This window comes from Brevibacterium sp. HMSC22B09 (genome assembly GCF_001806795.1).
Taxonomy (GTDB): Bacteria; Actinomycetota; Actinomycetes; order Actinomycetales; family Brevibacteriaceae; genus Brevibacterium; species Brevibacterium ravenspurgense.
Window position 1 is genome coordinate 1 of record NZ_KV786030.1, and the last position, 9409, is coordinate 9409.

At 64.2% G+C, this 9409-nt stretch carries 8 protein-coding genes; 3 read left to right on the forward strand and 5 right to left on the reverse strand.

Features of this window, described 5'->3' with window-relative positions:
• Positions 1–56: 56 nt before the first annotated feature.
• Positions 57–1079 carry a class II fructose-bisphosphate aldolase gene (fbaA, locus tag HMPREF3087_RS09345; RefSeq protein ID WP_070428936.1) on the reverse strand — a complete coding sequence of 341 codons (1023 nt, stop codon included), beginning with the start codon at positions 1077–1079 and terminating at the stop codon, positions 57–59.
• 76 nt (positions 1080–1155) lie between these two features.
• Here fbaA and HMPREF3087_RS09350 point away from each other — a divergent pair, with 76 nt between their 5' ends.
• From HMPREF3087_RS09350 to HMPREF3087_RS09360, 3 genes are all read left to right on the forward strand, one after another.
• Positions 1156–2607 (forward strand): MFS transporter, encoded by a 1452-nt coding sequence (locus tag HMPREF3087_RS09350; RefSeq protein ID WP_256173089.1) that lies wholly within the window; start codon positions 1156–1158, stop codon positions 2605–2607.
• A gap of 196 nt (positions 2608–2803) precedes the next feature.
• Entirely contained in the window at positions 2804–3997 is a 1194-nt protein-coding gene (locus HMPREF3087_RS09355) for an acyl-CoA dehydrogenase family protein (protein ID WP_070428937.1), read from the forward strand.
• 27 nt (positions 3998–4024) lie between these two features.
• The gene (locus HMPREF3087_RS09360; protein ID WP_070428938.1) at positions 4025–5167 is read left to right on the forward strand and encodes an acyl-CoA dehydrogenase family protein; all 1143 of its coding nucleotides are present in this window, start codon (positions 4025–4027) and stop codon (positions 5165–5167) included.
• A gap of 135 nt (positions 5168–5302) precedes the next feature.
• Here the strand turns inward: HMPREF3087_RS09360 and HMPREF3087_RS09365 are convergent, their stop codons facing one another.
• From HMPREF3087_RS09365 to pyrE, 4 genes are read right to left on the reverse strand one after another with little or no spacing between them, the layout of a single operon-like run.
• Positions 5303–5977, reverse strand: a complete 675-nt coding sequence (locus HMPREF3087_RS09365; RefSeq protein WP_070428939.1) for a TrmH family RNA methyltransferase — start codon at positions 5975–5977, stop codon at positions 5303–5305.
• The gene (locus tag HMPREF3087_RS09370; RefSeq protein WP_070428940.1) at positions 5970–7499 is read right to left on the reverse strand and encodes an ABC transporter permease family protein; all 1530 of its coding nucleotides are present in this window, start codon (positions 7497–7499) and stop codon (positions 5970–5972) included. Before HMPREF3087_RS09370 ends, HMPREF3087_RS09365 begins: the two co-directional genes overlap by 8 nt.
• Entirely contained in the window at positions 7499–8230 is a 732-nt protein-coding gene (locus HMPREF3087_RS09375; RefSeq protein WP_070428941.1) for an ABC transporter ATP-binding protein, read from the reverse strand. The genes HMPREF3087_RS09370 and HMPREF3087_RS09375 overlap by 1 nt, the downstream gene beginning before the upstream one ends.
• A gap of 38 nt (positions 8231–8268) precedes the next feature.
• The gene (gene pyrE / locus HMPREF3087_RS09380) at positions 8269–8859 is read right to left on the reverse strand and encodes an orotate phosphoribosyltransferase (RefSeq protein WP_019175916.1); all 591 of its coding nucleotides are present in this window, start codon (positions 8857–8859) and stop codon (positions 8269–8271) included.
• Between the last annotated feature and the right edge of the window lie 550 nt (positions 8860–9409).

The following is a 9409-nucleotide window of genomic DNA, read 5'->3' on the forward strand; positions in this document are numbered from 1 at the left end:
GAGTGAACACCGCAGCCTGCATGCGGCGCCTCGTGCTTCTGGTGGGCGGGAGCCCGTCAGTTCATCCTCGTTCCGGCGGAGCCGAGTCGCTGGCAGGCCTCGACAATGCGAGCAGCCATGCCGGCCTCAGCGGCCCGGCCCCATGCGCGCGGGTCGTACATCTTCTTGTTTCCGACCTCGCCGTCGACCTTAAGCACACCTTCGTAGTTGGTGAAGATGTGGTCGGCCACGGGGCGAGTGAACGCGTACTGGGTGTCGGTGTCGATGTTCATCTTGATGACACCGTAGGAAACAGCATCGGCGATTTCCTGTGCCGTGGAACCTGAACCGCCGTGGAACACCAGGTCAAACGGCTTGTCCTTGCCGTGCTTCTTACCAACCTCGTCCTGGATTTCCTTCAGCAGCTCAGGACGCAGGCGGACGTGTTCGGGCTTGTACACACCGTGGACGTTGCCGAAGACCAGCGCGGTCATGTAGCGGCCGCGCTCACCCAGGCCGAGCTTGTCGACAATTGCCAGACCGTCTTCGACCGACGAGTACAGTTTGTCGTTTTCGCCGCCCTTGACACCGTCTTCTTCACCGCCGACAGCGCCGACCTCGATTTCGAGGATCTGCTTGGCGCGGCTGGTCAGCTCGAGCAGCTCTTCGGCGATTTCAAGGTTTTCGCCGACCTCAATGGCCGAACCGTCCCACATGTGCGACTGGATGAGCGGGTCTTCACCGCGATCGACGCGCTCCTGCGACACCTGGATGAGCGGCTTGACCCAGTCTTCGACCTTGTCCTTCTGCGCGTGGTCGGTGTGCAGAGCGACCGTCACGCCGTAGTTCTTGGCAACCGTGTGCGCGTATTCGGCGAGCGCAATCGAACCGGTGATCCGGTCCTTGATGGTCGCACCCGAGGCGAATTCAGCACCGCCGAAGGAGAACTGGATGATGCCGTCGGATTCAGCTTCCGCGAAGCCGCGCAGTGCGGCGTTGATCGTCTGGGAGCTCGTGACGTTGATGGCCGGGTAGGCGAAACCGCCCTCCTTGGCCCGGTCGAGCATTTCGGCGTACTGATCAGGGGTTGCAATTGCCATGAACACTCCTGCGCTTAGGGGATTGCTTCAGTCGGAATCATTCTACGCACCCGAATTTGACCGTAGTCTTAACCACATGAGCCCAAGCACTGACTCAGCCGGCCCGCTCGACGGCCAGCCAGCCGGCGCCTCGTCCGAAGTCCCGGCTGGAACTCCGACCGGCGCTTCGCCCGAACCCGGACACCCGGCCCCGCCCACACGCACGAACCTCGTGCAGGCTGCGGCCTGGGCTCTGTGGGACTGGGGAAGCTCGGCCTACTCGGCTGTGATCGTCACCTTCGTGTTCGCTCCGTACCTCGTGAAGGCGGTTACCGAGGACCCGGTTTCGGGCGCTGCCGCGCTGGGGTGGGCCTCCGGTCTGGCGGGCCTGGTCGTTGCTGTTGTCGCTCCCGCCGCGGGTGCCCGCGCCGATGCGAAGTCCCGCCACCGGCGCCTGCTGACCATCTACACCGGCGTCGTCGTCGCCTGCGTTTTCGCGCTGGCGTTCATCAAGAGCGAACCGGTGTTCTTCCTGCCCGGCCTGATCTTCCTGGCCGCTGCTTCCGTTTTCTTCGAACTGGCCCAGGTCAGCTACAACGCGATGCTCGGGCGGATTGCCGCACCGAACAGCGTGGGCAAAGTGTCGAACATCGGCTGGGGCTTCGGCTACCTGGGTGGGCTCGCCATGCTGCTCATTGCGCTGTTCGCCTTCATCCTTCCCGAGGTGGGACTGTTCGGGGCGGTCAGCGAAGGCGGCTGGCGGTTCCGGCTGGTGGCAGGTGCTACCGCCGTGTGGTTTGCCGTGTGGGCTGTTCCGCTGATCTTCCTGGCCCCGCGCGATGCGTCGGGGGCTCAGGTGCAGACTGCCCGGGCGCGCTCAGGGAACCCGGTCGCTGAATGGTTCACCAGCTGGAAGCAGGACTACAAGGACCTGTTCCGCCGGCTGAAAGACCTCTTCCAGAACGACCGGCAGACCTTTGTCTTCTTCATCGCCTCGGCTGTTTTCCGCGACGGACTCACCACGATCTTCGCGGTGGCCGGCGTGCTCGCGGCCTCCGCTTACGGATTCACGGAAACTGAGGTCATCTACCTAGGGATCGCCGCGAACGTCGTTGCCGCCATCGGCTGCCTGGTGTCCGGTCCGCTTGACGATGCTGTTGGCCCCAGAGCGGTCATCATCACGGGCCTGACCTGCCTGTGCATTGGCGCCGTGCCCATCCTGCTCTCCGACAGTCCCACCGTGTTCTGGGCGTGCGCACTGTTCCTGTGCCTGTTCGTCGGGCCGGTCAACGCATCGAGCCGTTCATTCCTCACCCGCATCACTCCCCCGGAGCGCGCCGGCGAGAACTTCGGCCTCTACGCCACCACCGGGCGGGCCATCAGCTTCCTGGGCCCGTGGCTGTTCAGCCTGTCGATCACCATCTTCGGCTTCGAACGCGCGGGTGCCGCCGGCATCATCGTCGTCCTGCTGCTGGGACTTGCCCTCATGCTCGCCGTGCCGCGCACCGGTCCCGGCCAGAAGCGAGCCGAACAAGCCGCCCAGAGCTGACCCACCCGGCCCCAACCGGCACCTCGGCAGCCCAACCACCAGCCAGCCCGGCACCTCGGCAGCCCAAGCACCAGCCAGCCCGGCACCTCGTTACCCGGTACTGGCAGACACAGATTTTCCCAAAATGCGGCGCAGGTCATAGTATGGGCTCAAACCAACCAAACGAACGATCAAATTCGATCGGGGAAGAGGACCGATGGACAGCCTTTTCAGCAAAGAAGAGTTGGAATTCGCAGAAGAGATGCGGAACTTCTACCGCACTGAGATTCCCGAAGAAATCCGCTACCGCGTGGCAATCGGCCAGGAAGTCTCCAAGGACGACATGGTCACCAGCCAGCGCATCCTCAACAAGCACGGCCTGGCCGTCCCCAACTGGTCACTGGAATACGGCGGCCGCGACTGGACGCCCGTCCAGCGCCACATCTACCTGGACGAAATGCAGACCGCGTGCGTTCCACACCCGCTGCCGTTCAACGCATCCATGGTCGGCCCCGTGATCGACACCTTCGGCTCGAAGGAAATCAAGGACCGCTTCCTGCCGGCCACCGCCAACCTCGACATCTGGTGGTCCCAAGGCTTTTCCGAACCCAACGCCGGTTCCGACCTTGCATCGCTGAAGACCTCGGCCGTGCGCGACGGCGACAAGTACATCGTCAACGGCCAGAAGACCTGGACCACGCTCGGCCAGTACGGCGACTGGATCTTCTGCCTGGTCCGCACCGACCCCAACGTCAAGAAGCAGGCCGGTATTTCATTCCTGCTGATCGACATGACCTCCCCCGGCCTGACCGTCCGCCCCATCCAGACGATCGACGGCGGCGTCGAAGTCAACGAAGTGTTCTTCGAAAACGTCGAAGTTCCCGTCGAGAACCTCGTCGGCGAAGAGAACAAGGGCTGGACCTACGCCAAGTTCCTCCTGGGCAACGAGCGCACCGGAATCGCCCGCGTCGGCGAATCCAAGGTCAACCTGGCACGCGCCAAGGCCTACGCCGCAGCAACCAAGACCCAGCGCGGCTCCCTGCTGGACGACCCGCAGTACTCCACCCGCATCGCCAAGATCGAAGCCGAGCTCAAGGCACTCGAAATGATGCAGCTGCGCGTCCTGTCCACCCAGGTTGCAGGCTCCGACGCGCCCGACCCGCGGTCGTCAATCCTCAAGCTGCGCGGTTCGGAACTCCAGCAGGACATCACCGAACTGCTCATGGACATCGTCGCCCCGCAGGGCATGGACTTCGTCGACTCCGCACAGACCCGCGACGGCTTCACGAACCTGTCCCAGGCTGCTGTCGACGCCACGGCACGCTACTTCAACATGCGCAAGGTGACGATCTACGGAGGCTCGTCCGAAGTCCAGCGCTCCATCATCTCCAAGGCCATCCTGGGTCTGTGACCTGCTGAAGAACGAGAGGTATAGAAAATGGATCTTGAACTCAATGACATCCAGCAGGAACTCAAATCGACCGTCGGCCGCCTGCTGAAAGACAAGTACAGCGCCGAGCAGCGCGAAGAGATTCTGCGCTCGGAAGCCGGCTGGAGCCAGCAGATGTGGGACCAGTTCGCACAGCTGGGCCTCATGTCGCTGCCGATTGAAGAAGAATACGGCGGCGCCGGCATGGGCTTTGGCGAAGTCGCAGTCGTCATGGAAGCGTTTGGCCGCGCACTCGTGCTCGAACCGTACCTGCCGACCGTCATCCTGGGTGCTGGCCTCATCCAGGCTGCAGGCAGCGCTGACCAGAAGGCTGAATTGCTTCCCGCGGTTGCAGCCGGCGAACTCAAGCTGGCCTTCGCCGCGCAGGAACCGGCCGGCCGCTACGACTTCCTCAACCCGACCACCACGGCTCAGGCCTCCGGTGACGGCTACACCATTTCGGGCGAAAAGGCGCAGGTCATCGGCGGCGACGCAGCCGACACCTTCGTCGTCACGGCGAAGGTCGACGGTGAGCTCGGCCTGTTCCTCGTCAAGGCCGACGCTGACGGTGTGACCGTCGACCCGCGCACCCAGGCTGACGGCCTGCGCAGCGCATCCGTCCTGTTCGACGGTGCGGCAGCCCAGCGTCTGGAAGCCGACGATGCAGCGGCAGCGATTGAGCGCGTCCTCGACACCGCCCAGGCAGCCCTTGCCGCAGAAGCAGTCGGCGCTATGGAAGCCGCACTGTTCATGACGGCTGACTACCTCAAGACCCGCGAACAGTTCGGTGTGCCGATCGGCGTGTTCCAGACCCTGCAGCACCGCGCGGCAGACGCCTACGCGAAGCTCGAAGAAGCCAAGTCGATGGCGCTGTACTCGAAGCTCGCCATCGAGGCTGACACCGACGGAACCTCGAAGACCCGCCACGCGGACGTGCTCGCTGCCAAGGTCATCATCGACCAGTCAGCAAAGCACATTTTCTCGGAGTCCATCCAGATGCACGGCGGTATCGGCATGACGATGGAATACCCCATCGGCCACTACGCCAAGCGGCTGACCGTCATCCCCCGCACCTTCGCCGCTCCCGACCAGGCTCTGGTCGAACTCGGCGAAGTCGGCGGTCTGCTCGAACCCTACGCAGCTGATCTCTGATCCGTGCGGCTGAGCCGGATTCGGCTCAGGCACGAAAAGCACGAGGTGCCGCTCACTTTTCTGGTGAGCGGCACCTCGTGCTTTGTGCTGGGTTTTTCTGCCGTCGGCTGGGTGCTGCCGTCAGCTGAGGGTCTTTCAGCTGACGGTCTGCCCGAACTCCCACCTGCGGATCCAGGCGTGCATCGCGATTGCGGCAGCGGCCGCGGCGTTCATGGAGCGAGTCGAACCGTACTGCTCGATTGACAGAACGGCTTCGCAGGCTTCGTGCGCACTGTCCGTCAGCCCGATGGACTCCTGGCCGAACAGAAACACACAGTCCCGCGGAAGGTCACAGGTTTCGAGCGGCGTGGAGTCGGGGAAGTTGTCGATGCCGATCAGCGGCAGGTTCCTTTCGGCACACCAAGCCGCGAGGTCGTCGGCACTCGGGTGGTGCAGAACGTGCTGGTAGCGGTCGGTGACCATGGCGCCTCGGCGGTTCCAGCGCTTCTTGCCGACAATGTGCACGGCAGCCGCGTTGAAGGCGTTGGCTGTGCGCACAACCGAACCGATATTGAGGTCGTGCTGCCAATTCTCAATCGCCACGTGAAAGCCGTGGCGACGCTGGTCAAGGTCGGCGATGATCGCCTCCATCGTCCAGTAGCGGTAGCCGTCGACCACATTGCGGCGGTCGCCGTCGCGCAGCAGCTCGGGATCGTAGCGCTCGTCGTCGGGCCATTCGCCCTCCCAGGGGCCAACCCCGTGGGAGGGTGCTGCGGATTCAGCCGACTCAGCGGCTGTCGGCTCCGCGGTGGGAGGTTTCGGCTCAGTCATCCTCGTTCACGGACTTGCCGGCCTTCTTCTTGGGCTTCTTGGCCTTGGCGGAGCCAGCTTTGGCGGAGTCGGCCTTGGAGGACTTGCTGTCAGCCTCCTTGGCCTTCGTCTTGACCTTGTCAGCTTCCTCAGCGTCCTCAGCCTCGGCAGCGTCCTCGGCTTCCTCCGCCTCGTCAGCCTTGTCGACCTTGTCTGCCTTGCCCTTCGGTTCGTTCTTCAGCTTCGCCTTCGCCACAGCCGGACGGCCGGCAATGCCGGCGCCCGACAGCACTGTCTTCGTGTAGCGCGAGATGGCCAGCATGACGAGCACAACCGCGACGACAGCGGCCGAAGCGGCGGCCACGAGGCCGTGCCACCACGGGGCTGCGGTCAGCAGGTACAGCGCGCCAACACCAGTCGGTTCGGCAAACGGCAGCCACGCGGCAACCTGCGGCAGGCTGTCGGCCATGAACGGCAGCATCGGCAGGAACGCCATGACGACGATGACAACTCCCGCAACAGCCGCGCCGATCCGGCGGCCCCGCTGCTTTTCGCCCATTGCAATGAGCGCGAAGAATGCGATGACCGCAGCCGCATAGAAGGCATAGCTCAGCACAAACCAGCCGAGAGCAGGCAGAGCCGCGTACACCTCGCCGGCCAGACCGATAACAGACATGCCCAGCAGGCCGACAACCGCCGTGATGACCAGCAGGAGCAGAGCCAGTTGTGTGAGGCCCCAAATGCGGCCCCACAGAGCCGAGCGCGGCGGGATGGCAGCGATGATGATTTCGCTGGTGTGGGTGCGGCGCTCTTCGCGCACACCCCGGTAGGCCAAAGCACCCAGGCTCAGTCCTGCAGCCAGGGTCAGCGCGACCATGGTCCAGGCCACGACCTCACCGGTTGCGGGGTCGATGGGCCCACCGTCGACGTAGGTGACGTCAGGCGTGCTGACGAGCTTGTCGATGATTGCCTGCGGCATGCGGTTCTTGGCGATCAGCTGGTCATTGCCCTGACCCGTGGGGTCCTGCAGGAGGAAAGCGTCGACCTTGCCGCTCTTGACGGCGTCCTGGCCCTCTTCGACGCTCGTGACGATCGTGACGGACATGCCCAGCTGCTGTTCGACCTGCGGAAGCTGCTGTGCGACCTGGTCCTTCTGCTCTTCGGGCACCATCATGGCAACGCTTTCGCCGCTGCCGGCAGACACACCGGTGCGCGAAAAGCCGATGATGAGCGCTGCCAGCACACCGATGATGAGTGCGAGCGCGGTCGCCGCAAACAGCGGGCTGCGCAGCGCCTGCGAGGTTTCGCGGTTGGCTACCAGGTAGGACGCCTGCCCACCCGTGAGGTCGCGGAACTCGGAGACGAGCCCCGTCTTGGTTTCATCGCCGGTGTCCTCACGCAGCTCATCGGGAACCTCGGCGAGTTCTCCCACCGGTTCGTCACCGAGGTTGTGCGGGTCGAGGGCCTTCCCTCCCCCGCCAAGGTCCGTGTACGAGGTGGTGCTGATGTTGTCGTGATCCTCGCTGTGATCTTTGTTTGCCATCAGACGTCCTCCTTGAAGATCTCCCGCAGACTGGCGGGCTGAGCGTCGGCCTTGGCGCCGGTCTTGGCCGAGTGTTCCTTCCGCAGCTCCTTCGCTGTTCCGTGGGCGATGACGCTGCCGTGGCCCAGCACCAGAATGTCGTCGGCGTACTGTTCGATGAGCTCCCAGTCGTCAGACGTGACGATGATGGGCACGCCGGCGTCCGCGTGGTCCTTCAGCAGGCCGAACACGAGCTTGGCGGAGGCCATGTCGAGACCTTCGCCGATTTCATCGATGACGACGACGTCAGGGTCGGCGGCCAGAACAGCAGCGATGTGCACGCGGGCCTGTTCGGTGCCCGACAGCTGGGACAGCGGAACATAGGCCCGGTCCGACAGTTCGAGACGGGCCAGCAGGGTGACCGCGTTGCGCTCTGCCGCACCGAGCGTCATGCCGTGCAGGCGCGCCATGTAGACGATCTGCTCCATGACCTTCATGGAAGGGAAGCCGCCGCGTTCGGCCGGCAGGTATCCGAAGTTCTGGCGGTCACCGCCGACGAGCTCGTTGTCTTCGAGCTTCACAGTGCCGCTTTCGGGTTCGATGATGCCCATGATCGCGCGGGCAAGTTCGGTTTTGCCGGCGCCCTTGGGGCCCACAACGCCGAGGATTCGCCCCGGGGTCGCTTTGACGGAAACGTCGTCAAGCCACAGTCTGCGCTGTGACTTCACAGTGATGGACGACAGTTCGAGCACAGGGGGTCCTTTCCTTTGCGGACTTTCGCCGCGTGACTTCAGTCCAGGCCGAGGTCAGCGGTGGTCAATGCTGTCAGATAGCGCAGGCCTTCGGCTTCGACGCGTTCGCGCGCACCGGTGTTGCGGTCCATGACCACTACAACGGCGACGACTTCTGCGCCGGCTTCACGCAGGGCTTCGACGGCGGTGAGAACCGATCCGCCGGTTGTCGACGTGTCTTCTACAGCGACGACGCGACGGCCCCGGACGTCCGGCCCTTCGACGCGCTTGCCCATGCCGTGTTCTTTGGCCTGCTTGCGCACAACGAAGGTGTCCAGCGGAGTGCCGCGGCGCACGGAAGCGTGCATCGTAGCGGTTCCCACCGGGTCAGCGCCCATGGTGAGCCCGCCGACGGCATCAACCGAGTCCAGCAGGCCCTCGGCTTCGAGGACATCGAGGACGATGTCGCCCACAAGCGGCGCGGAACGGTGGTCGAGCGTCACAAGGCGCAGGTCCAGGTAGTAGTCGGCCTGCTTGCCCGAAGACAGGGTGAAGCTGCCACGCTTAACGGCCAGGGAGTCGATGAGTTTCAGCAGCTCTTCGCGTGTCTGCGCAGGATCGTACGAACGTGTGTCGGTCATGGCCGCCATTGTATTCGCGGGCATGAGCGCCACTTCACATGGAGTAGGGAGGAACCCTCTCACCTGGCACCTCGGGAGCACCCGGACCTCCACCTCGGCAGCCCGGGGTGCCGCGCGGCTGGGAGGTGGCCTCCACCTCGTGCGCCCACCCCTGCACCTCGGCGAGCCACCCCTGCACCTCAGGAGCCTCCCCCAGACCCCCGCCCACGCTTTAGCAACAAAAACTCCCCTTAGCAGTGGCGGCTAAAGCGCAGATACCGGCTAACGGGAGTCTCCCTACGGCTAAGCCGCAGAAACCGGCTAACGGGTGTTTTTGCTGGGCAAAGAACGCCAGGCTAGGCCAAAATCTGCCGGGTTGAACGCCACGAACCTCAGGAAAACTACGAGGTGCCGCTCACCTGGCACCGGAACTCCACCTCGGCAGCCCCCGAACCTCCACCTCGGGAGTCCGCGAGGTGCCGCTCGGCTGGGAGCCGACCTCCACCTCGGCGAGCCACCCCTGCACCTCGGCAGTCTCCCCCAGACCCCAGCCCACGCTTTAGCAACAAAAACTCCCCTT